21 protein-coding genes and 1 tRNA gene are annotated in these 21,447 nt (G+C 57.1%); 17 read left to right on the top strand and 5 right to left on the bottom strand.

The features are described from left to right. A partial coding sequence (locus AC5DB9_RS12710; RefSeq protein WP_491732058.1) for an isocitrate lyase/phosphoenolpyruvate mutase family protein occupies positions 1-385 on the top strand: 385 nt, incomplete at its 5' end. 28 nt (positions 386-413) lie between these two features. Here the strand turns inward: AC5DB9_RS12710 and AC5DB9_RS12705 are convergent. After that, positions 414-1,010 carry a TetR/AcrR family transcriptional regulator gene (locus tag AC5DB9_RS12705; protein ID WP_272992692.1) on the bottom strand — a complete coding sequence of 199 codons (597 nt, stop codon included), beginning with the start codon at positions 1,008-1,010 and terminating at the stop codon, positions 414-416. Between the two features lie 108 nt (positions 1,011-1,118). On the opposite strand from AC5DB9_RS12705, the gene AC5DB9_RS12700 reads away from it, so the two are divergent. Both AC5DB9_RS12700 and AC5DB9_RS12695 read left to right on the top strand, forming a co-directional pair. Continuing rightward, on the top strand, positions 1,119-1,625 hold the full coding sequence (locus AC5DB9_RS12700; RefSeq protein ID WP_272992694.1) for a hypothetical protein: 507 nt from the start codon (positions 1,119-1,121) through the stop codon (positions 1,623-1,625). Further along, positions 1,613-2,212, top strand: coding sequence for a DUF6436 domain-containing protein (locus AC5DB9_RS12695; RefSeq protein ID WP_286855248.1), 600 nt, complete (start codon positions 1,613-1,615; stop codon positions 2,210-2,212). Before AC5DB9_RS12700 ends, AC5DB9_RS12695 begins: the two co-directional genes overlap by 13 nt. Before the next feature lie 51 nt (positions 2,213-2,263). Here the strand turns inward: AC5DB9_RS12695 and AC5DB9_RS12690 are convergent, their stop codons facing one another. Next, a complete protein-coding gene (locus AC5DB9_RS12690) occupies positions 2,264-2,770 on the bottom strand; it encodes a winged helix-turn-helix transcriptional regulator (RefSeq protein ID WP_272992699.1) in 507 nt (168 codons plus the stop codon). Between the two features lie 96 nt (positions 2,771-2,866). Between AC5DB9_RS12690 and AC5DB9_RS12685 the strand changes: the two genes are divergently transcribed. Continuing rightward, positions 2,867-3,601: an SDR family oxidoreductase gene (locus tag AC5DB9_RS12685; RefSeq protein ID WP_022960453.1), complete on the top strand. Its 735-nt coding sequence runs from the start codon at positions 2,867-2,869 to the stop codon at positions 3,599-3,601. 12 nt (positions 3,602-3,613) lie between these two features. Next, entirely contained in the window at positions 3,614-4,204 is a 591-nt protein-coding gene (locus AC5DB9_RS12680) for a 2-hydroxychromene-2-carboxylate isomerase (RefSeq protein ID WP_272992702.1), read from the top strand. Positions 4,205-4,275: 71 nt separating this feature from the next. Here AC5DB9_RS12680 and gcvP read toward each other — a convergent pair whose 3' ends face one another. Next, positions 4,276-7,149: an aminomethyl-transferring glycine dehydrogenase gene (gene gcvP, locus AC5DB9_RS12675; RefSeq protein WP_273008978.1), complete on the bottom strand. Its 2,874-nt coding sequence runs from the start codon at positions 7,147-7,149 to the stop codon at positions 4,276-4,278. Between the two features lie 243 nt (positions 7,150-7,392). Between gcvP and AC5DB9_RS12670 the strand changes: the two genes are divergently transcribed. The 4 genes from AC5DB9_RS12670 (at position 7,393) to AC5DB9_RS12655 (ending at position 10,410) form a co-directional block, all read left to right on the top strand. Then, entirely contained in the window at positions 7,393-8,469 is a 1,077-nt protein-coding gene (locus AC5DB9_RS12670) for a peptidoglycan-binding domain-containing protein (protein WP_272993977.1), read from the top strand. A 54-nt stretch (positions 8,470-8,523) separates the two neighbouring features. Further along, on the top strand, positions 8,524-9,150 hold the full coding sequence (locus AC5DB9_RS12665) for a uracil-DNA glycosylase family protein (protein ID WP_272993978.1): 627 nt from the start codon (positions 8,524-8,526) through the stop codon (positions 9,148-9,150). After that, complete coding sequence (locus AC5DB9_RS12660; RefSeq protein ID WP_022960458.1) at positions 9,143-9,742, top strand: NUDIX domain-containing protein; 600 nt, start codon at positions 9,143-9,145, stop codon at positions 9,740-9,742. Before AC5DB9_RS12665 ends, AC5DB9_RS12660 begins: the two co-directional genes overlap by 8 nt. Positions 9,743-9,834: 92 nt before the next feature. Continuing rightward, entirely contained in the window at positions 9,835-10,410 is a 576-nt protein-coding gene (locus AC5DB9_RS12655) for a DUF1134 domain-containing protein (RefSeq protein WP_272993979.1), read from the top strand. Between the two features lie 16 nt (positions 10,411-10,426). Here the strand turns inward: AC5DB9_RS12655 and AC5DB9_RS12650 are convergent, their stop codons facing one another. Both AC5DB9_RS12650 and greB read right to left on the bottom strand, forming a co-directional pair. Next, positions 10,427-11,740, bottom strand: a complete 1,314-nt coding sequence (locus AC5DB9_RS12650) for an alpha/beta hydrolase (RefSeq protein ID WP_272993980.1) — start codon at positions 11,738-11,740, stop codon at positions 10,427-10,429. A 12-nt stretch (positions 11,741-11,752) separates the two neighbouring features. Continuing rightward, positions 11,753-12,271, bottom strand: coding sequence for a transcription elongation factor GreB (gene greB, locus AC5DB9_RS12645; RefSeq protein ID WP_022960461.1), 519 nt, complete (start codon positions 12,269-12,271; stop codon positions 11,753-11,755). Positions 12,272-12,382: 111 nt separating this feature from the next. Here greB and AC5DB9_RS12640 point away from each other — a divergent pair, with 111 nt between their 5' ends. From AC5DB9_RS12640 to AC5DB9_RS12605, 8 genes are all read left to right on the top strand, one after another. Then, a complete protein-coding gene (locus tag AC5DB9_RS12640; protein WP_272993981.1) occupies positions 12,383-13,192 on the top strand; it encodes a M23 family metallopeptidase in 810 nt (269 codons plus the stop codon). 41 nt (positions 13,193-13,233) lie between these two features. Next, positions 13,234-13,419, top strand: a complete 186-nt coding sequence (locus AC5DB9_RS12635; RefSeq protein ID WP_022960463.1) for a Trm112 family protein — start codon at positions 13,234-13,236, stop codon at positions 13,417-13,419. 126 nt (positions 13,420-13,545) lie between these two features. Then, complete coding sequence (alaS, locus tag AC5DB9_RS12630; protein ID WP_272993982.1) at positions 13,546-16,167, top strand: alanine--tRNA ligase; 2,622 nt, start codon at positions 13,546-13,548, stop codon at positions 16,165-16,167. 84 nt (positions 16,168-16,251) lie between these two features. Further along, positions 16,252-17,481, top strand: coding sequence for an aspartate kinase (locus AC5DB9_RS12625; protein ID WP_022960465.1), 1,230 nt, complete (start codon positions 16,252-16,254; stop codon positions 17,479-17,481). A gap of 76 nt (positions 17,482-17,557) precedes the next feature. Continuing rightward, positions 17,558-17,740, top strand: coding sequence for a carbon storage regulator CsrA (csrA, locus tag AC5DB9_RS12620; protein WP_022960466.1), 183 nt, complete (start codon positions 17,558-17,560; stop codon positions 17,738-17,740). 127 nt (positions 17,741-17,867) lie between these two features. Beyond that, positions 17,868-17,960 (top strand) — tRNA-Ser (locus AC5DB9_RS12615). A gap of 167 nt (positions 17,961-18,127) precedes the next feature. Further along, entirely contained in the window at positions 18,128-20,080 is a 1,953-nt protein-coding gene (locus AC5DB9_RS12610) for an alkaline phosphatase D family protein (protein WP_272991761.1), read from the top strand. 203 nt (positions 20,081-20,283) lie between these two features. Further along, a complete protein-coding gene (locus tag AC5DB9_RS12605; RefSeq protein WP_022960468.1) occupies positions 20,284-21,411 on the top strand; it encodes an efflux RND transporter periplasmic adaptor subunit in 1,128 nt (375 codons plus the stop codon). Positions 21,412-21,447: the final 36 nt, after the last annotated feature.

Genomic DNA, 21,447 nt, shown 5'->3' with positions numbered 1-21,447 from the left:
CGATGGCTTCGATGCCGCCGTTGACCGCGCGGCAGCTTATGCTGAGGCCGGTGCTGACATTCTGTTTGTCGAAGCCTTGGAAACGGCAGATGAGGTGCGTCGTTTGCCGGCGTTCCTGAGCGCGCCCTTGCTGATGAATATGGTGATCGGTGGAAAAACACCTATTGCGACGACCGGCGAACTGGCGGAATTCGGCTATGGCATCGTGCTCTATGCCAACGCGGCCCTGCAGGGTGCTGTAGCGGGTATGCAACGGGCCCTGACGGTGTTGCGCGATGAACGTCACTTGAACGAAGATCCGGCGCTGGTAGCGCCTTTTGCCGAACGTCAGCGCTTGGTGGGCAAGGCGTTTATCGATGAGCTGGAGGCACAGTATTCGGTGTGAGGAACGGCTTTTGCGCTGGGTGCCGGCCTTAGTGCTGTGATGCGCCCAGTAAAAGGCCTATTTCTGTTTTAATGTCGTCCAGCGGCGCGGGATCTCTGCTGGAACGGCACATCACAATGGCACCCTCCATTGCCGCGATGATCAAACGCGATCGGCGGCTTGCAGCGAGGGAATCAACGCCGCTGCTCTCCAATGCTGCGGCAATAATCGCCTGCCAGCCACTGAAAGCCTCTTCGGCAATATCAAGGAACTGACGTTGTACGCCGGTATCCGGCGCGCCATCGTCGCCGATATATTGCTCGACGCAAACGGCGAGGATAGGGCAGCCGGCTTCATAGTTATTGTCGCGAAGGATGTCCTTCCAGCTATCGATAAAAGATAGCACCCCTTCTGTTGGTCCTTTGTCTTCGATCAACGCTTTCAAAAGTTGCGTTACCAGTTCGTCGGCACTGCGCATCGCCTCCGAGATCAATTGCTGCTTTCCGTCTGGGAAATGGTGCCGCACAGAGCCTCGTGGAGTATTGCTGTGTTTAACCACTTCACGGACGCTGGTGGCATTCAGGCCGCGTCGGCGCAGCAGGTCGATGGCGCCAAAGATCATTTTGTTTCGGGTTTGCCCTTTCATTTACTGCCACCGGTATGGATACGAAGCTTGACTATGACGCATGGCATAATATAGCCTCCAGAAATATGTCGCATGGCATAATTCTATGGGATTTCGCAGGGTACTGAAATGGACACACCAACAAAAATCTATAAATGGTTCATCTGGGTAACGCTTTACGGCGCGGCATTGCACTTCTTCGATAATGTTTACTTCTTTGATGAATATCCCGAGCCCGCCTGGTTGACGGCAGAGATTGTCGCCTTGCTCTTTATTCCCATTATGTTGCTCGCGCATCGCGCGGTGGACTACATCTACCGGGGTAAAGTCGACTACAGCTTTTCTCTGGTTCACGGCTTTGTATTGGCGAACTGGATTTCCTTGGGGCACTACCTCTTCGCGAGTCCGTCGGAAGTGTTGCCGCGCATTAATTTTGCCATTGCTCTGCAGGTGGGTCTCGCAACTGGATTGCTTATCTATACGCTTTGGTTTCAATATCAGCGTGCCCCTGAATCAGCGATGTGGAGTCGCCGGGCCTGGAAAAAGAATGTGGTGATGTACGCAGTGCTGATTGGCCTGCTGGAACTGGGGTGGCCGTCCAACTTCGACAGTTGGTGGATGTTTTGGCAAGTGTAACTGAACGCCGTTACGACAAGTTACTTATTCATCTCGCGATACTGGCGCCGCTTGCTTTGGTGCTGCTGGGGAAGTGGCAGGCATCGCTCGAAAGCTGGTATGTCGACCCGGATGAAGCTCCGCTTATGGGGTTTAACGACGGCTTTTCGGGGAGGGCGCAGGCCTGGTTGCTAGACGAAGGGTATGCCGGAGATCAGTTAGTACTCATCGTAGATCGCCATTGTGCATGTACCGCGGCAACGCTGAAAAAGCTGACTGCGATCCTCGAGGAGGCTGAACGCCCCACCTCAATGCTGAAGGTGATTGATGTCGGTCTCTATCGCACTGGAAACGGGGTGTTTGATGCGCCTGCCATACTCGCCGAGATTCCGTCAACGCCAACACTACTCACTGTGCGGGCGTCTGTGTTGACCTATGTTGGCCCGGTAACGTCGGGAAATTTTTGTACAACTGCCGTGAATGATGTCATGGGTGTTTCTGCCTTGTCGTGGGAGTCTGAGGCGACCGTCTTTGATTGGTTGAATCGAGGTTGCTACTGCGACAATCCCATTGCTGAGCCCCATTCAACTGCGACTGGCGAGGCGTAGCCAGGCCTTTCGGTGTAACGGACGGGAGCAGAACACCGCATATCATTGGCACTATTTTTTTGCAGATGCTTTTCTGTTTGGTGGGCTCAGACGATCACCCAGCCGGGCCTCCCAGCCCGCACCTGCTTTTACCTCAACGTCTCGCGCGTGGACTTCCTCTCCACATGCTGAGCAGTGAGTGACGGGTATCATCGGCATTCCGCAGTGTTTGTGCACATGAATAATCGGCGGCCCGTGCTCATCGGTCATGTACTTGTTTCCCCAAAAGACGAGATTGATGATGATGGGGTAGAGATCCATACCTTTTTCAGAAAGGCGGTACTCCTCTCGTTTCTGCCCGTCCTGATAGGGCTTTTTGTAGAGCACGCCATTCTCTACGAGCTTCTTCAGGCGGCCCGCCAGCACGTGCCGGGTAATGCCCAGACGTTCCTCAAACTCTTCAAACCGGCGAATGCCGAGAAAACACTCTCGCAGGATAATCAGCGTCCATCGATCTCCGATAACCGAGAGAGTTCTCGCTAAGCTGCAGGGCTCTTTGTCCAGGTCTTCCCAGCGCATATTTCGCTCCTAACGTCAGGTTCTCGAATAGTAACTTGACAGGTTCCAAAATAGAACTAACATTAAAGTTCTAAAATAGAACTTAAGGGAGTGGGCATGACGAATACAGATCGACGGGTTGCTGTCGTGATTGGCGCGGGCGATGCCACCGGAGGCGCTATCGCGAAGCGTTTCGCTAAAGAAGGCTATACCGTTGTCGTGACGCGTCGCCAAAAAGAAGCGCTGGAGGGCTTGGCTCAGAGCATTCGGAATGATGGCGGCGACGTTCACGCGTTCGGCTGTGATGCCCGCAACGAGACAGATATGGAGTCGATGTTTAAGGATATTGAAGCAGACATCGGCAGCGTCGAGGTTGTCATTTTCAATATAGGTGCGAACGTTCGATTTTCTATTCTGGAGACAACGGAACGGGTCTATCGAAAGGTTTGGGAAATGGGCTCGCTGGCAGGTTTTCTTACGGGGCGAGCAGCCGCAAGAGTGATGCTTCCCCGGCAGCGGGGCACCATTATTTTCACTGGGGCCACGGCCTCGGTGCGCGGTGCTAGCGGTTTTTCTGCGTTTGCGGGTGCCAAGTTCGCTTTGCGAGCTCTGGCGCAAAGCATGGCCAGAGAATTGGGGCCTCAGGGAATTCATGTTGCACACGTTGTGGTAGACGGGGCGATTGATACGGACTTTATAAAAGAGCGCTTCCCTGATGTGTACGCTCGAAAAGCGCAGGGCGGGATACTCTCGCCAGAACATATCGCTGATCAATATTGGAATATCCATTCGCAGCCACGGGATTGCTGGACTCACGAGTTTGATCTTCGTCCGTGGATGGAAACCTTTTAAAAAGGAGCTGTTATGAGCCGCTGTGTTGATTTTTATTTTGATGTGGGCAGTCCGGCCAGTTATCTGGCGTGGACACAACTTCCGGATATGGCCCGTAGTTTGGATGCGCGTATTAATTGGAAACCGATACTGTTGGGTGGGCTGTTCCAGGCGACAGGAAACCAATCGCCGGCGGCCAATCCGGCCAAAGGCCGGTATTTGTTTGCGGACTTGAGCAGATATGCCGCGCGCTATGGTGTGGAGTTTACGCTTAACCCGTATTTTCCCATCAATACACTTCGGTTGATGCGAGGCGCGGCAGGCCTGCTGGGTAGCGCGGATTTTGAAGCCTATCTAAACGCCGTGTATCCGGCACTGTGGTCAGAGGGAAAAAACCTGGGTGACGCGGATGTTCTGAATGAGGTGTTGCGTAAGGCGGGTATCGACCCTGCTGAAAACGATGCGCTTTGCGGTTCAGAGGAGGTCAAAGAACGCTTGAAATCATTGACCGGAGAAGCCGTTTCGCGAGGTGCTTTTGGTGCACCCACGTTCTTTGTCGGCGACGAGATGTACTTTGGCCAAGACCGGCTTGAGTGGGTCGCTGCGGCCTTGGAAAAGCAATGACGGGTCGCTAAATGCGCGTTCGGGGAGGGCATTGCGCCCTCCCGTGGAGTCCAAGCCTGATAAGCCGGTGCTTAGCGATAGCTGTCAACCGGCGGGCAGGAGCAGATCAAATTGCGGTCGCCGTAGACATTGTCGATGCGGTTGACCGTTGGCCAGTACTTGGCGTCTTTCAGGTAGCTGGCTGGCCAGGCGGCTTCCTCGCGGCTGTATGCGCGAGTCCAGTCGTTGCCGATGACGTCGGCCTGAGTGTGCGGTGCGTTGACCAGCGGGTTGTCGTCGGCGGGTAACTGACCGGCTTCGACGCGGGCAATCTCACGGCGAATGCTGATCATGGCGTCGCAGAAACGGTCCAGCTCCGCCTTGGATTCACTCTCTGTGGGCTCAATCATCAGCGTGCCGGGCACCGGGAACGACATGGTCGGCGCGTGGAAGCCATAATCCATCAGACGTTTGGCCACGTCTTCTTCGCTGATGCCGCTGCTTTCCTTCAATGGGCGCAGGTCGATAATGCACTCGTGAGCTACGCGACCCATCTTGCCGGTGTACAGCACGGGGTAGTGTTCACCGAGGCGTTTAGCCATGTAGTTCGCGTTGAGAATGGCAACCTCTGTGGCCCGGCGCAGGCCGCTGCCACCCATCATGCGGATGTACATCCAGGAGATCGGCAGAATGCTGGCGCTGCCGTAGGTAGCGGCTGATACCGTGTCGTTATCGGCATTCAATCCGGTGATAGGCTGGACCGGGTGATTGGGCAGGAATGGCGCCAGGTGCGCTTTCACGCCGATGGGACCCATGCCCGGGCCGCCACCGCCGTGAGGAATACAGAAGGTTTTGTGCAGGTTCAGATGCGAAACGTCGGCGCCGAAATGGCCGGGGGCGGCGAGGCCCACCAGGGCGTTCATATTGGCGCCATCCACGTAGACCTGTCCGCCGTGCTGGTGAACAATGTCGCAGATCTCGCGGATACCTTCTTCAAAAACACCGTGGGTGGACGGGTAGGTCACCATCAGGGCGGCGAGTTGCTCGCTGTGCTGTTCAGCTTTGCTGCGCAGGTCGTCGATGTCGACGTTACCCAGCTTGTCACAGTTGACGATAACCACGCGCATGCTGGCCATTGCTGCTGATGCCGGGTTGGTGCCATGGGCAGAGCTGGGAATCAGGCAGATGTCACGCTGCACGTCGCCGCGGCTTTCGTGGTAGCGGCGAATCGCCAGCAGTCCGGCGTACTCACCCTGTGAGCCGGCATTGGGCTGCATGGAGAATTTGTCGTAGCCGGTACATTCCACCAGTTGTTTTTCCAGCTCATCGACCAGCTGCAGGTAACCCTGAATCTGCGATACCGGTGCAAAGGGGTGGATGTTCCCCAGCGTCGGCCAGGTGACCGGAATCATTTCGCTGGTGGCGTTGAGCTTCATGGTGCAGGAGCCCAGCGCAATCATTGAGTGATTCAGTGCGATGTCGCGACGTTCCAGTCGCGCCATGTAGCGCAGCATCTCGGTTTCTGAATGATAGCTGTTGAACACCGGATGGCTGAGAATTTCGCTGTGGCGCTGCAAGTCTTCGGGGATGCCCGGCAGAGCGGCCAGTTCGGCATCCAGTGCATCGATATCAGGCAGCGGCTGGCCGTCGGCGAACAGCGACCAGAGGGCCTGTAAGTCGTCACGAGTGGTGGTTTCGTCCAGGCTGATGCCCAGTGAGTCACCGTTGCGGCGGAGGTTGATCAGTTGCGCTTCGGCGGCATCGGCGATGGCGCCGGCTTTGCCTTGTGCATCGACACTGAGGGTGTCGAAGAATTGCTCATTGCTTGAATAGCCCAGTTGCTTGAGGCCCGCTGCCAGAATGCCGGTCATGCGGTTGGTGCGCAAGGCAATGCGGCGGAGGCCTTCGGGGCCGTGATAAATCGCGTAGAACACGGCCATGATGGCCAGCAGCGCCTGCGAGGTACAGATATTCGAGGTCGCCTTTTCGCGGCGGATATGCTGCTCCCGGGTTTGCATCGCCATGCGCAGGGCAGGTTTGCCACGGCTGTCGACGGAGACACCGATAATACGGCCGGGCACCGAGCGCTTGTGCTTGTCTTTGGTGGCAAAGAACGCGGCGTGCGGGCCACCAAAACCCATCGGCACGCCAAAGCGCTGGGCACTGCCCACGACAATGTCGGCACCCTGCTCACCGGGAGGGGTCAGCAATACCAAGCTGAGTAGATCGGCAGCGACCACGCTCAGGCAATCGTTCTGTTGTGCGGTCTGGCAGAGTGCGCGCAGGTCGCGCAACTCGCCGCCGGTTTGAGGGTACTGCACCAGTACGCCGAAACATTCGGTATTTTCAAGTTCACTGAAGGCGTCGCCGACGTGAATGTCCAGTCCGAGGGCGTCAGCGCGGGTTTTCAGTACGGCGAGAGTCTGCGGATGGCATTGGGCATCCACAAAAAAGACGTCGCTCTTGTTTTTGCGGGCCGCGCGCTTGCACATGGCCATGGCTTCGGCAGCGGCTGTGGCCTCGTCCAGCAGCGAGGCGTTGGCCAAATCCAGTCCGGTCAGGTCAATAACCATCTGCTGGAAGTTCAGCAGGGCTTCCAGGCGCCCTTGGGCAATCTCTGGCTGATAGGGTGTGTAGGCGGTATACCAGCCTGGGTTTTCCAGCACATTGCGCAGAATGACCTTGGGGGTGTGAGTGCCGTAGTACCCCATGCCGATAAACGAGCGGGCAATCTGATTTTTGCCGGCGATGGCGGCCAGCTCGCTCAGCGCATCGTGTTCACTGACACCGTCTGGCAGCGGCAGTGAATCGCGAAGAATACTGGCGGGCACGGTCTCTCTGATCAGTGCATCCAACGATGGCGCGCCGAGCTGGTGAAGCATGGCTGAGACCTGCTCGTTGCCGGGTCCGATATGGCGCTGCGTGAATTCGCTGGCGTCGCTGAATTGAGAGAGGGTGTGTTTCATAGCTGAGCGCGGCCTGAGTAGAGTAAAAAACGGCGCTATTAAAGCACATTACAGGCCACATTTCGTCGGCATTAATGCGCCAGGAACGCATATTTTCAGGCTTTATCGGTTCATTTCGCTAACTTATCTGCTTCTGTGTGCAAGATTTCATTTGAGGGGGTCGCGTGCCTTAGGGATTTCGTTATAAGATTGAAAAATCAGTGCTAAACGCCAGTATAACCGCCGCCGGAAACGGAACATTCTATGTCTTTTCGCCTTTCTCTTTTGCCTCTTGCCGCCGCAGTGATGTGTACGGCGTGCTCGTTGACCCCTGTTCAGTCGTCTGGACAGGTTGCGCCGGAAACGGTGCCCGATGGCGAGCGCATGGCATCGCTGGAAACCGCCCTGGCCGATGCATTGATTCAGATAGAAAAGTTAAAGGCGCGCAGTGAACAGGATGGCGGTCTGCCTGCCATGCCGCCGAACGCTCAGACGGGCGCGTGCTATGCGCGTATGCTGACGCCGCCGAAATATATCGACCGCCGGGCCAGTCGTATTGTTAAAGAGGCCACCGAGCGTCTGGAAATGCAGCCTGCGCGAACGGAGTGGCAGGAAGAGCAAGTGGTTGTCAGCGAGGCCTATACCAAGCTGGAGCTGGTGCCCGCGACCTATAAGTGGGTAGAGGAACGCACCGAAGTGCTCCCCGCCAAGCAACGTCAGGAGCTGGTGCGCCCTGCCGAGTATGAGAGCCGCGAAGAAAAAATTCTGGTGAAACCGGCAGAGTGGGTATGGCGTCCGGGTCGCGGTGAGCTGGAAAAGATCGATGAGGAAACTGGCGAGATTCTCCATCAGGTAGAAATCCCCGCAAAATACCGCACAGTCGAACGGCAGGTATTGGTGTCGCCTCCGGAATACCGCACCATTCATGAGCCCGCCGTGTTCGAAACCGTGCGCAAGCGCGTTGTCGATCAACCGGAACACACCGTGGAAGTCAAAGTACCCGCAGTGTACAAAACCGTGAAGGTGCAGAAGGTGGTGGAGCCCGCCAAGCTGATTCGTGTGCCGGTACCCGCCGAGTACGAGGAATACAGCTATCGCGAAAAAATTGCCGACGAGGAGCTGGTCTGGCGGCAAATTCCCTGCAAGCGTGACCTGGACGACGACAAACTGCTTCGCCAGGTACAAAAACAGCTTAACGAGCGCGGCTTCGACGCGGGCTATGCTGACGGTATTCTCGGCAAGCGCACCGAGGCGGCCATTCATGCCTTCCAACAAAAGCAGGGACTGGCAACCGGGCGTCTCTCGGTTGAAACCATTCAATCACTGGGCATTGCGTTCTGATAGCGGCGCGGGTGTTGGCTTGCTCCCAACCTCGCGCCAACGCAGAATGCGGCCATGGACGCATTTTCTGAATTGCTGAGCGAGGTGCGGCATTGCCGCCTTTGCGAAGCGCATCTGCCACTGGGGCCTCGCCCCGTTGTTCAACTCAGTGCTGACGCCCGATTGCTGATTATCGGGCAAGCGCCGGGTACGCGCGTGCATGCGTCCGGCAAACCCTGGGATGACCCCTCGGGTGACCGCCTTCGCGGTTGGCTGCAGATGGACCGGCAGCGTTTTTACCACGATCCTCAGCTTGGCATTATGCCGATGGGCTTTTGCTACCCCGGTAAAGGGCGCAGTGGTGATTTGCCGCCCCGACCAGAGTGTGCGCCCACTTGGCATCAGCGTTTGCGTGAGCATATGCCGAACATCGCGCTCACCCTGCTGATTGGGCAGTACGCCCAGCGCTATTATCTGCCGGATGTCAAAAAAGGCGGAAAGCCGCTTTCGCTGACTGATCGGGTGCGGAATCAGCCATTGGACGGCGATTTTCTGTGCCTGCCGCATCCCTCGCCACGCAATATTCGCTGGTTTCGTCATAATGCCTGGTTTGATGACGAGATCGTGCCCGCTTTGCAGTCGCGCCTGTGCGGGACACTTGATCCCTACCTTCCCGTTACCGAGATTTCTCCTGATGACTAAATCGATTGGCCCCTGGCTTCAGCATAGCCGTGACACGGTGTACGAAAACCCCTGGCTGCGACTGGAGCACCACAGTGTGACCACGCCGGGCAAGACCGAGGGTATTTACGGCAAAGTCTGCTTTAAAAATACGGCAGTTGGCGTGGTGCCGCTGGATGACGACGGCTATACCTATTTGGTGGGCCAGCATCGCTATCCGCTGGATAGCTATAGCTGGGAAATTCCCGAGGGCGGCGCGCCACTGGGCACATCCCCTGCGGATACCGCCAGGCGTGAATTGGCAGAGGAAACCGGCCTGCGCTGCGCGGCGCTGTATCACTACGCTCAGCTGCACACCAGCAATTCCTGCACCGATGAAGTCGCCGATGTATTTCTGGCATTGGAGCTGACGCCGGGAGAGACTGCGCCGGAAGAGACCGAGGATTTGCAAGTGCGTCGTCTGCCGCTGGGTGAAGCGGTGGAGATGGCGATGTGTGGGGAGATCACCGATGCCTTGAGCGTAGCGGCACTGCTTAAATTGCGGCTTTTGCTTGATCGGCATCGCGGCGATCTGCAGTCAGTGATTGCCGCAATGAAAAGCTGTCCTGATTGAACACTGGCGCAAGTCGGCGGTCACGACTACTACTAAACGTAGTGTGTCAGGACAGACAAACAGGTGCCGGGGAAATTAGAGGAGAACAGATTATGCCGTATCGCCAATGGCTGGGAATTTGGGTATTGCTGGTGACATTGCTGCCGCTTTCGGCGACCGCCGAAGAGGGCGCCGAAGACAAGAACGAGGGGTTCAGCAAAGAGCAGGTCATGGAAAAAGCAGGGGCTTTCTTCGGCGAAACGAGCAAGGGCTTGGCGAGCGCTATAGAGAAAGTCTTTGAGGAACAGGGCGAGCCCAATGCCATCGTGGTGGGCGAGGAAGTGTCGGCGGCCATTGTGGTGGGTTTGCGCTACGGGCGGGGTGAGCTGCAAATGCTCGACGGTGAGACGCGGGCAATTTTCTGGCAGGGGCCGTCAGTGGGCTTTGATATGGGTGGCAACGCCTCGAAAGTTTTTACGCTGATCTACAATCTGGACGACGCCGAAACCCTGTATCAGCGCTTCCCCGGCGTTGAAGGCAGTGTGTATTACGCTGCCGGGGTAGGCGTGAACTATCTGCGCAGTGGCGACACGGTCGTCGCGCCGATTCGTACCGGGGTGGGCCTGCGAACCGGCGCCAATGTGGGCTACCTGCAATTCACCAAGGAAGCTTCCTGGAATCCCTTCTAATCGACGTAGCCCGGCGTTATGCCGGGCTGGGTTCGCCTTCTTCGTTGTCGCTATCACTATCACTGCTGCTTGTGTTGCTGTTGTCGCTAGTCAGGCTGACGTTTTCGCCCAGGTACTGCTGGTGAAGCACGTAGCAGTAGTCACAGAGTGCGTTGACGACCAGTTGGCTGCGCAGTGAAATCACCAGCTCAAAAGCGTGCTGAGCGCCGGGCAGTTCCGCATAGCCGACGCCTTGTTTCGAGACGGCCTTCAGCATGTGGTAAAGCTCTCGGGATTCCTTGACGGGCACCAGCGTGTCGGCGTCGCCATGAATAATCAGGAACGGCGGTGCATCGTCATTCACCCATGACACCGGTGACGCGCGCTCCCAGAGTTCCGGATCTTCACTGCGCGTTTTCTTGACGACGCGTTCAGCCAGCCATTGTTCCAGACCTTCGTTGTGGCGCTGATGCTTGCTGTTCAGGAAGTCGTAAACCCCATAGAAGGGAATACAGCCCTGCACCCGCGTGTCGCGGTGCTCAAAGCCGGGCTGAAAACAGTCCGCATTGGCGCTGAGGGCCAGCAGACTGCTCAGGTGCCCGCCTGCCGAGCCACCGGTGGCAACGATAAAGTCGGGATCGCCACCGTAGTCGGCAATATGATCTTTCACCCACAGCAGGGCGCGCTTGCAGTCGATAATGTGGTCGGGGAAGGTGGCGCCCGGGCTGAGGCGGTATTGGACGGCAACACAGATCCAGCCGTTCAGCGCCAGTTGCGTCATCAGCGGCAGGCCCTGTTGCTCCTTGCTGCCGAGATTCTGCATCCAGGCGCCGCCGTGAATCTGCAACAGCACCGGCGCGTTTTTCGGGCAGTCGCGGCGCTGGTAGATGTCCAGGTGTAAATCTCGGCCGTCGACCTTGCAGTAGGGAACATTGCGATGAAGTTTCAGGCGCGGGTGTTTGAAGGCCACCGGATTACGCAGGCGTTCGAAGTCCGGCGTGTAATGCAGGACCTCGTCCGGGGTGTCGGGGTAGGTTTCGCTGTCCAGCGCTTCACAGATAGCGCCACGCATTACCGGCTCTGCATTGGCTGACTGGAAATAAAAGCGCGCCAACGCCAGCCAACTCAGCATGGCAATCAGCAGGCCGAGGCTGTCAGCCAAGCCCTCCAACTCGCCGAAGGTGACAATACCCAGCGTCAGAACGACGTTGATAGCAATGATGTGCAGCCCCAGCTCACCCGCCAGCATCCCGAAGATAAAGCTGATAATCCCCATCATCTCCGGCTTGCCTTTCCAGGGGTGGTAAGCATTCCAGCTCAGCCAGGCCCAGAACAGTGATAGCAGCAACATAGCCCGTTCTCCTTATGTGTTGGTGTCCGGCTTATCGCCGTAGTGAATCGCGCAGACGTAGTAGCATTTTTCGCCGGTGGGCGTGCTAACAAGCACTTCGTCATCCAGCCGTTTTCCCAGCATGGCACGAGCCAGTGGGGCGTCCATCGACAGCTTGCCGCTGGCCAGGTCAAATTCGTCGGGACCGACAATCCGGTAGCAGGTCTCTTCGCCGTCGTCGTCTTCCAGTGTGACCCAGGCGCCGAAGAAAATCTTGTCACGGTCGCTGGGGAGGGTGTCGACCACCTTCAGTTCGTCCAGGCGTTTGCCGAGAAAGCGCACCCGGCTGTCGATTTCCCGCAGGCGTTTCTTGCCGTAGATATAATCGCCGTTTTCAGAGCGGTCGCCATTCTTGGCCGCTTCGTGCACCGCTGCGGTCACCTGGGGGCGTTCGACCTTCCAGAGTTGCCTGAGTTCTTCTCGCAGCGCACGCTCGCCTTCGGGCGTAATATAGCGAGACCCTCGGGCGCGGGGAGGGCGGTAGCGGCTCATGGGTGCAACAATCCTCAGGACGAAATAGCTGAACGGCGGATCATATCGCGATATGGTATCGGCGATGAATAGGGGGCAACGATTTGCAGCCCCGCGAGAAGGGAGTGAAAGATGCGAGGTTTTATCACGCTGGCGGTAGTGGTGTTGTCGGTATCGGCTCAGGCGGTAGAGCTGAATGGCTCATTGATTCAGGGCGGAATGATCTGGGGGAAGGTTGAGCCGGGTAGCCGTGTGGAACTCGGTAAATACACGGTGGCTGTCGCCGATAACGGGGTGTTCGCGGCGGGCTTTGACCGCGATGCGCCGGCGTCTGTGCCACTGAAAATCTGCCGGGGTGATGCCTGTCAGACGCAAATGCTGTCTATCGAGCAGCGTGAATACGCGATTCAGCGTGTCAATGGCGTTCCCCAGAAAACCGTGACACCACCGGCGGATGTGTTGGAGCGTATTCGCCGCGAGGCCGCGCTGGTGCGCAAGGCGCGTCAGCACTATGAGCCCCGTCAGGATTTTACTGGTGACTTCGTATGGCCGCTGAGTGGGCCGGTAACGGGTGTTTTCGGCAGTCAGCGTGTCTATAATGGCACGCCCGGCCGGCCCCACTACGGTGTGGATGTGGCCAGACCAACCGGCACCGTGGTCACCGCGCCGATGAGTGGTCTGGTGACGCTGGTTCACGACGAGATGTTTTATTCCGGCGGGACGCTGATTATTGATCACGGCCAGGGGATTTCCTCGACCTTCATTCACCTCAGCAAAGTGCTGGTGAACGAGGGCGACGAAATTGCGCAGGGACAGGCGATTGCCGAAGTCGGCGCCACCGGCCGCGCAACGGGGCCGCATCTCGACTGGCGACTGAACTGGTTTGGCCAGCGTCTGGATCCGCAGTTGCTGGTCGGTGAAATGCCCGAGATGTCGCAGTAATAGTCTGCTGCGGCGCTGAACAATGAATTTGAGTGCATGTAATGATTGATAAAAAACTGTTGGAAATCCTCGTTTGTCCCGTCAGCAAAGCGCCGGTGGAATACGATGCAGAGCGCAATGAGCTGGTGTGTAAAGCCAGCGGTTTGGCCTATCCGGTTCGCGATGGTATTCCGGTGATGCTGGAATCCGAAGCGCGAACCTTGAGTGCAGACGAAAAACTCGGCTGAACATCCCTGCACCGGGGTTTCGGTAGCATACAAACCTCGGTGATTTCGCTATACTTTTCCTCTTTCGCCGGACGTTTTCGTCCGGCGTTTCTCGTTTAATCAGAACTCCGGAGTGAGACCGTTTTAATGAAAAGCGCTGCCATTCGCGATGCCTTTATCCGCTATTTCGAAAGCAAAGGGCACACCCCTGTTGCCAGCAGTTCGCTGGTGCCCGGCAATGACCCGACGCTGCTTTTTACCAATGCGGGCATGGTGCAGTTCAAGGACGTGTTTCTTGGTCGCGACAAGCGCAACTACAGCCGAGCGGTCAGCAGCCAGCGCTGCGTGCGGGCCGGCGGTAAGCACAACGATCTGGAGAACGTTGGCTACACCGCTCGTCACCATACGTTCTTTGAAATGCTGGGTAACTTCAGCTTTGGCGATTATTTCAAGCGTGATGCAATTCAATTTGCCTGGGAATTTCTGACCTCGAAAGACTGGATGAACATCGACAGCGAGCGGCTGTGGGTGACGGTGTATGCCGACGACGATGAGGCCTACAAAATCTGGAATGAAGAAGTGGGCGTGCCCGCCGAGCGCATGGTGCGCATCGGTGACAATAAGGGGGCGAAATACGCGTCGGACAACTTCTGGTCGATGGGCGACACCGGCCCCTGCGGACCTTGCACCGAAATTTTCTATGACCACGGCGAAGACGTAGCTGGCGGCCCTCCGGGTAGCCCCGACGAAGACGGTGACCGCTACATCGAAATCTGGAACAACGTCTTCATGCAGTTCAACCGCGATGCCGATGGCACGATGAACCCGCTGCCCGCGCCCTCGGTGGACACCGGCATGGGCCTGGAGCGCATCTCTGCGGTGATGCAGGGTGTGCACAGCAACTACGAAATTGACCTGTTTGCCAATCTGATTGCGGCAACGGCGAAGGTGGTTGGCGCAAGCGATCTGGAGCATGCGTCACTGCGGGTGATTGCAGACCATATCCGCTCCTGCGCATTCCTCATTTGCGATGGTGTGTTGCCCTCCAATGAGGGGCGCGGTTACGTGCTGCGCCGTATCATTCGCCGCGCGGCGCGCCACGGCAATAAGTTGGGGGCAGAAGGCCCGTTCTTCTACAAACTGGTCGACGCTCTGGCCGCGGAAATGGGCGAGGCTTACCCTGAGCTGCGTGAGCGTCAGTCGCAGGTTGAGAAGGCGCTGCTGGCGGAAGAAGAGCAGTTTGCCAAAACGCTGGATCAAGGCATGCGTATTCTCGAAGCGGATCTGGAGGGGCTCGAGGGCAGCCAGATTCCCGGTGAAACGGTCTTCCGCCTCTATGACACCTATGGGTTCCCGGTTGACCTCACTGCGGATATCGCCCGTGAGCAGAACCTGACGCTGGATATGGATGGCTTTGAAGCGGCGATGGACGCCCAACGCGAGCGCGCCCGCTCTGCCTCCAATTTTAAAATGGATGCCGATATCGAACTCGATCTCGACGGGCAGACAGCGTTTCTGGGTTACAGCGGCCTGGTGAGCGATGCGACTGTGCTTGCCATTCTCAAGGATGGCAAGCGTGTTGCCAGTGCCTCGCAGGGCGAGGAAATTATGCTGGTGCTGGATCGCACGCCGTTCTACGCCGAGTCCGGTGGGCAGGCGGGGGACAGCGGTGTGATCTCGGCTGATGGCCTGCGGGTGGAAGTTCGCGATACCCAGAAAGCCGGTGCCCATTTTGTGCACCTCGGTATCGTTGCCGAGGGGCAGGTGTCCGAAGGCTCAGCCGTACAGGCGCTGGTGGACGCATCGATCCGTCAGGCGACGGCACTGAATCACTCCGCCACGCACTTGCTGCATGCGGCGCTGCGTCAGGTACTGGGCGATCACGTCAGTCAGAAAGGCTCGCTGGTTACTGCCGAGCGTTTGCGTTTTGACTTTGCTCATGGCGAAGCGGTGAAGCCGGAAGAACTCGCGGCCATTGAAGATATGGTTAATGCGGAAATTCGCCGCAATACGGCCGTTGAGACGCTGGAAACGGATATCGACACCGCCCGCGAGCGCGGTGCCATGATGCTGTTTGGCGAGAAATACGGCGACAGCGTTCGTGTGCTGAGCATGGGTGGGGATTTCTCGGTTGAACTTTGCGGCGGTACCCACGTTGAGCGCACCGGAGATATCGGCCTGATGCGCATTGTGGCGGAGTCCGGTATTGCCGCTGGTGTGCGCCGTATCGAAGCGGTGACCGGGGAGGGCGCACTGGCGGAAGCCAATGCGGATCGCCGCCGCCTTCAATCTGCCTACTCCGCGCTGAAGAGCAGTCCGGAAAACTTTGACAGCAAGCTGTCTCAGCTACTGGCCGCCAATCGCGAGCAGCAGAAAGAGTTGGAGCGTCTGAAAGCCAAGCTGGCGACGGCAGGCAGCCGTGATCTCATGAGTGAAGTCGAAGAGATCAACGGTGTAAAAGTATTGGCGGTGCAGATCGAAGGCGCCGATGCCAAGGCCCTGCGCGACAGCATGGATCAACTCAAAAACAAACTCGGTAGCGGTGTTCTGCTGCTGGCCAGTGCCGAGGGCGACAAGGTCGCACTGGTGGCCGGTGTGACCAAAGACCTCACATCGCGCTTCAAGGCGGGTGAGATCATGAAGCAGGCGGCGGCGGCCGTTGGCGGGAAAGGTGGCGGTCGTCCGGACATGGCGCAGGGCGGTGGCACCGACCCCGCTGGGATTCCTCAGGCATTGGCAGTAGCCAAGGAATACGTGAACCACGTATAGGGGCTGAGAAGCCGTTTCCTTTATTCTGGAGTTGTTGTTTAATGGGCGCCCTCCGCACGGGGCGGTCATTTGCAGAAAGAAAAGATGAGTCTGATTGTTCAAAAGTTCGGTGGCACCTCGGTCGGTACCATTGAACGTATAAAAGCAGTGGCCGAAAAGGTCGCGGGATTCAAAGCAAACGGGCACGACGTGGTCGTTGTGGTGTCGGCAATGAGTGGTGAAACCAACCGCTTGATCGACATGGCCAAGGCCATGCAGGACCAGCCGACGCCCCGTGAAATGGATGTACTGGTTGCCACCGGTGAGCAGGTGACTATCTCCCTGCTGTGCATGGCTCTTCACGACCTTGGCGTTGGTGCTCGCTCCTATACTGGAAGTCAGGTGCGAATCCTGACTGATGAGGCGCACACGAAAGCCCGGATCAAGGAAATTGACGATAAACGTATCCGCGCTGATCTGGCTGCAGGACATGTCGTTGTTGTTGCCGGTTTCCAGGGCGTGGATCAGGACGGCAATATCACCACGCTGGGGCGTGGCGGTTCTGATACCACGGGCGTGGCGCTGGCTGCTGCGCTGAAGGCCGATGAGTGCCAGATTTATACCGACGTTGACGGTGTTTATACCACCGATCCGCGGGTGGTTGGTGATGCGCGCCGCCTGAAGCGTATTACCTTTGAAGAAATGCTGGAAATGGCCAGTCTGGGTTCAAAGGTATTACAGATTCGCGCGGTGGAATTCGCTGGAAAATACAGTGTACCGCTGCGTGTGCTGCACGCCTTCGAAGAAGGCCCAGGCACCTTGATCAGTCTTGAGGAAGATTCAGATATGGAAAACCCGGCGATTTCGGGTATCGCGTTTACTCGCGATGAGGCAAAAATTACAGTTTTAGGCGTGCCCGATACTCCGGGACTTGCGTATCAGATATTGGGCCCGGTCAGCGATGCCAATATTGAGGTCGACGTCATCGTTCAGAACGTTGCCGAAGACAACACTACAGATCTGACATTTACGGTAAGCCGTAATGACCTGGCTAAGGCTGAAGCGATTGTTCGGGAACTGGTGCAGAAAACCGGCGCTCGCGAGGTCAAAACAGACAACAAGATTGCCAAAGTATCCCTGGTCGGTGTTGGTATGCGTTCGCATGCGGGCATTGCTAGCAAGATGTTCAAGACCCTGGCAGAAGAGTCGATCAACATTCAGTTGATCACCACCTCGGAGATCAAGATCTCTGTGGTTGTTGACGAAAAATATCTTGAGCTGGCGGTGAGGGCTCTTCACGCAGCTTTTGATCTGGATAAAGAGCCTTCAACGTAAAAACAGAGACGATTGCTGCGTTGCATAGGGATACGCCACGGGGTATGGACACGGACTCTGGAAAGGAGAAACCTACATGTTAATACTGACTCGTCGTATTGGTGAGACGCTCATGGTTGGTGACGAAGTCACCGTGACAGTACTGGGTGTAAAAGGAAATCAAGTGCGATTGGGTGTCAATGCCCCCAAACACGTCGCGGTTCACCGCGAGGAAATCTACGATCGCATTCAAGGTGAAAAAGACGGTAACAAAGAATAGCGGAAATTGCCGTCAAGGCCTTTGATTCTTCGCTGAGTATGGTATTATGCCGCGCGTTTCGTTGCTAACACGCTTTTGAAAACAAGGCCTTAGCAGCAAAACCGCCAGCATTATGCTGGAACATCCCGGAGAGGTGGCCGAGTGGCTGAAGGCGCTCCCCTGCTAAGGGAGTATGGGGTTAATAGCTTCATCGAGGGTTCGAATCCCTCCTTCTCCGCCATATTTGAAAAGCCCTGATCGAAAGATCAGGGCTTTTTTTATTTGTGGCATTGCTCAGTATTGTCATGAGTGTGTCATTGTCACTCGCTAGGCTCCCAGCTTCATTTGTGCGTCCTGCACAGCCATATCCTGTTTCTGGCAGCGCCGGTTGGCGTAATGAGGTTGCCTATGTTGTCTCGCCGCGAACTACTTCAATTGATTATGTCTTCCGCCGCACTGACCGCTTGCGGGAGTGATACAACACTTAATCCCAAAACGGTCGATGGCGGCAGTGATAACAGTGATGGCGGCGGTGAGGTGCCCGAGCCGGGAGAGCCTGACCTCAATGTTGATTTCACGGTGCCAGACAGTTGGGACTATCCTGCCGTAGAGGCGCTTTTGCCGTTTGGCCACGGTGTCGCGTCGGGTGACCCATTGGCTGACCGGGTGATCCTATGGACGCGCATTACGGTTCCCGATGAGCGGGGATGGCGGGTCGAGGCGCCGCAGGGCTTGCGGGAAGTCAGTGTGTATTGGGCTATCGCAACGGACCCGGACTTTCAGCAGATCGTCGGCAGTGGGGAAGTCGTGACCGATCGGCAGCGCGACTGGACGGTGAAAATTGATGCGGCCGGACTGGCATCGGCGACGACTTACTATTATGCATTCGCCGCGCTGGGCCGCAGCTCGCCGATCGGCCGGACCCGCACCGCGCCGAAAGCCGGTGACCGTGTTGACGATCTGCGTATCGCCCACGCGTCCTGTTCATCGTACTGGAACATGGATTTTCATCCCTACGCGCGCATTGCGGAGCGCAACGATCTCGACCTGTTCTGTCACGCCGGAGATTACGTCTACGAGTTTGTCGACAGCAAGGGCTGGTATCGTGCGCGCAATGACCGCTTTGATTTGGACTACGTCGATTTTCGCCATTGGCATAACCGCGACGAGTGCTGCCGGCGCTACGCGCTGTATTACAGCGACCCCGATCTGCTGCGCGCACACCAGAGCGTAGCCTTTGCCATCATGCCGGATCAGCACGACTTTGATGATCAGGAAGATCCCGAGACGGGGGTACTGTTCAGCCAAAGCGACGCCGCGGAAGTGTTCTGGCTGTGGACGCCCTCACGACCGCCGCTGCCCGATGGTTCGGGGGAGTTTGGCCCGCCGCCTGCGGCCAACGAGCAGGTAGCGGCCCCTGCTGGAGAGCAGGCTTTACTGGATTACCGCTATCTCCCCTATGGCGATTTGGCTGATGTGGTATTGATTGATATCCGACGCTTCCGTGACGACAGTGCCGCTTCGGAAATGGGTAAGCTGCTGGGCGATCGTCAGACCGAATGGTTGAAGCAGCTATTGTTGGCATCGGCGAATACGCGGCAGGCGCGATTCCGCATCATTGTTAACCAGATCAATATGTCGCAGCTCGGCACCACTGAGAGTATCCCGTTTCTGGAGACCTTGTTTGGCTCAGAAGCTACCGGCCCGGAGCTCTATACCAATGGCTGGGGAGGCTATATTGCTTCACGCCGAGAGTTCTATGGCTTTCTGCGCGAGCAGGGTATTGTCGACAATATCGTCTTTTCCGGCGACAGCCATGGCTGGTTTGCCCACGATCTGATTGAAGATCCGTCCTTACCCAGTTATGTGCCTGCTATTGCCGACAATGGCCCGGCGGGGACGTTGCAAACCGTGGGTGTGGAATTGGTCCCGTCGTCGATGGGGCGGCCCGGCGGGGGAGAAGTGGTGGCTGGTGCTCTCTATGAAGCGGCGGAGGGTGGTCCGGTGCACGACGACTACGAGACCTTTCGTCAGCGCTATCTTCCCTTGGGTGAAACGGCCGTCCGTGTGCTGGAAGGGGTTGCGCCACTGGCGAACAATAATCTTCGCTACTTTAATTGGCGCACTTACGGCTACGGCCTGACGCACCTGACTGATGATCGTCATGTGATGGAGTTGTGGGAGGTGCCTGCGCCGGTGCGAAGTGATGAGCAGACATTGATTCGCCAGTTCGACAACCGCCGGGGTAATCCGGGGCTGTTGGAGCGCGGTCCCTTCTCCAGAGTCGCAACGGTAGGGCTTCGTCAGGACCTTCCTGCACCGGCCCCCGAACTGCCGGCGGTGTTTACGCCAGTGGTATAACAGTTTATAAGCCCTTCAAAAATAAGGGTTTATAGGCTGTAACCTGTAAAATTATTAATCCACTTCGGGTAGCCATCCTGATAAGCTGCTCCGTTGCTCGCGCGTGCATTTTTACCAGATGGCCTACGCCGCGCTGACGTCACGCACTTTTGCGCTATACCGCGTCGGGTGTACCTGCTCAAACAGAGATGAAAGGAAGAACAATGACAAAGCGGATGCTTATTATGCTGCTGCTCTGCGGCGTGGTGTTTGGCGGTGTGTTCGGCATGAAGTGGTTCGGCAACAGCATGATGAACGAGTTTATCGATAATATGCCGACACCCGCGGTCAGTGTGTCCAGCAGCGAAGTGGAAGCGCAGCAATGGGCATCGACTCTCAACGCGGTGGGCAGTCTGGTGGCGGTGCGCGGGGCCGATCTGACGGCGGAGATGGACGGGACGGTCACCTCGATTGATTTTGAGTCGGGACAAACGGTCAGTGAGGGCGATCAGCTTCTCAGCCTCGAGTCTGTCGCCGAGCGCAGTGAATTGGCGCGTTTAAAAGCCCAGGCCAAGCTCGCCGAGATTGAAGTAGAACGTCGGGCGGCCTTGTTCAAGCGCGGTACGATTTCCAAGTCTGAATACGATACGGCAATTGCGGAAACGGAAGTGGCCAAGGCGGCGGCTGACGCGCAGCAGGGGCGTGTGAATTTGAAAACATTGCGGGCGCCCTTTGCCGGTGAGCTGGGTATCCGCCGTGTTTCTGTTGGGCAATACCTTCGCGCGGGTGATGCCATCGTGACGCTGCAGGCGCTCGATCCCATTGAACTGGACTTCTCACTGCCCGAAAAGCAGCTGGGCAAAGTTCAGCCGGGCGATACCGTGACGATTGTGGTGGATGCCTTGGGCAACCGTCAGTTTACCGGGGAGGTTATTGCGGTAGAGCCAAAAATCGACCCGGCGACCCGAAATTTTGATTTGCGTGCACGCTTGAGTAATCCGGAAAAACTGCTTAAACCCGGTTTGTATGCCAAGGTCAGCGTCGACTTGAATGTACCACGCGATGTCCTGGTGTTACCTCGCACGGCGATTCAGTACACCTCTTACGGTGATTCTGTGTATGCCATCCGTCCTCAGGAAGAGGGCAATAAGGAAGGCGATCTGGAAGTGATCCAGCGCTTTGTCACACTGGGTGAGGCGCGTGGTGATTACATTGAAATTATTGACGGGCTGGAAGCGGGCGACGAGGTTGCCAGCAGTGGTCTGCTGAAGCTGCGCAGTGGTCAGCCGGTAATGATCGAAAACGCGTTGAAACCGCAAGCCAAGCTGGCGCCGACGCCCCCGCAGGGCTGATGTCTCTGAGACGACGCGAATACGACAAGGACTGGC

Source organism: Spongiibacter sp., from assembly GCF_984394615.1.
Note: the sequence above shows the minus strand (reverse complement) of the source record. Positions and strands in the feature narration are given on the sequence as shown.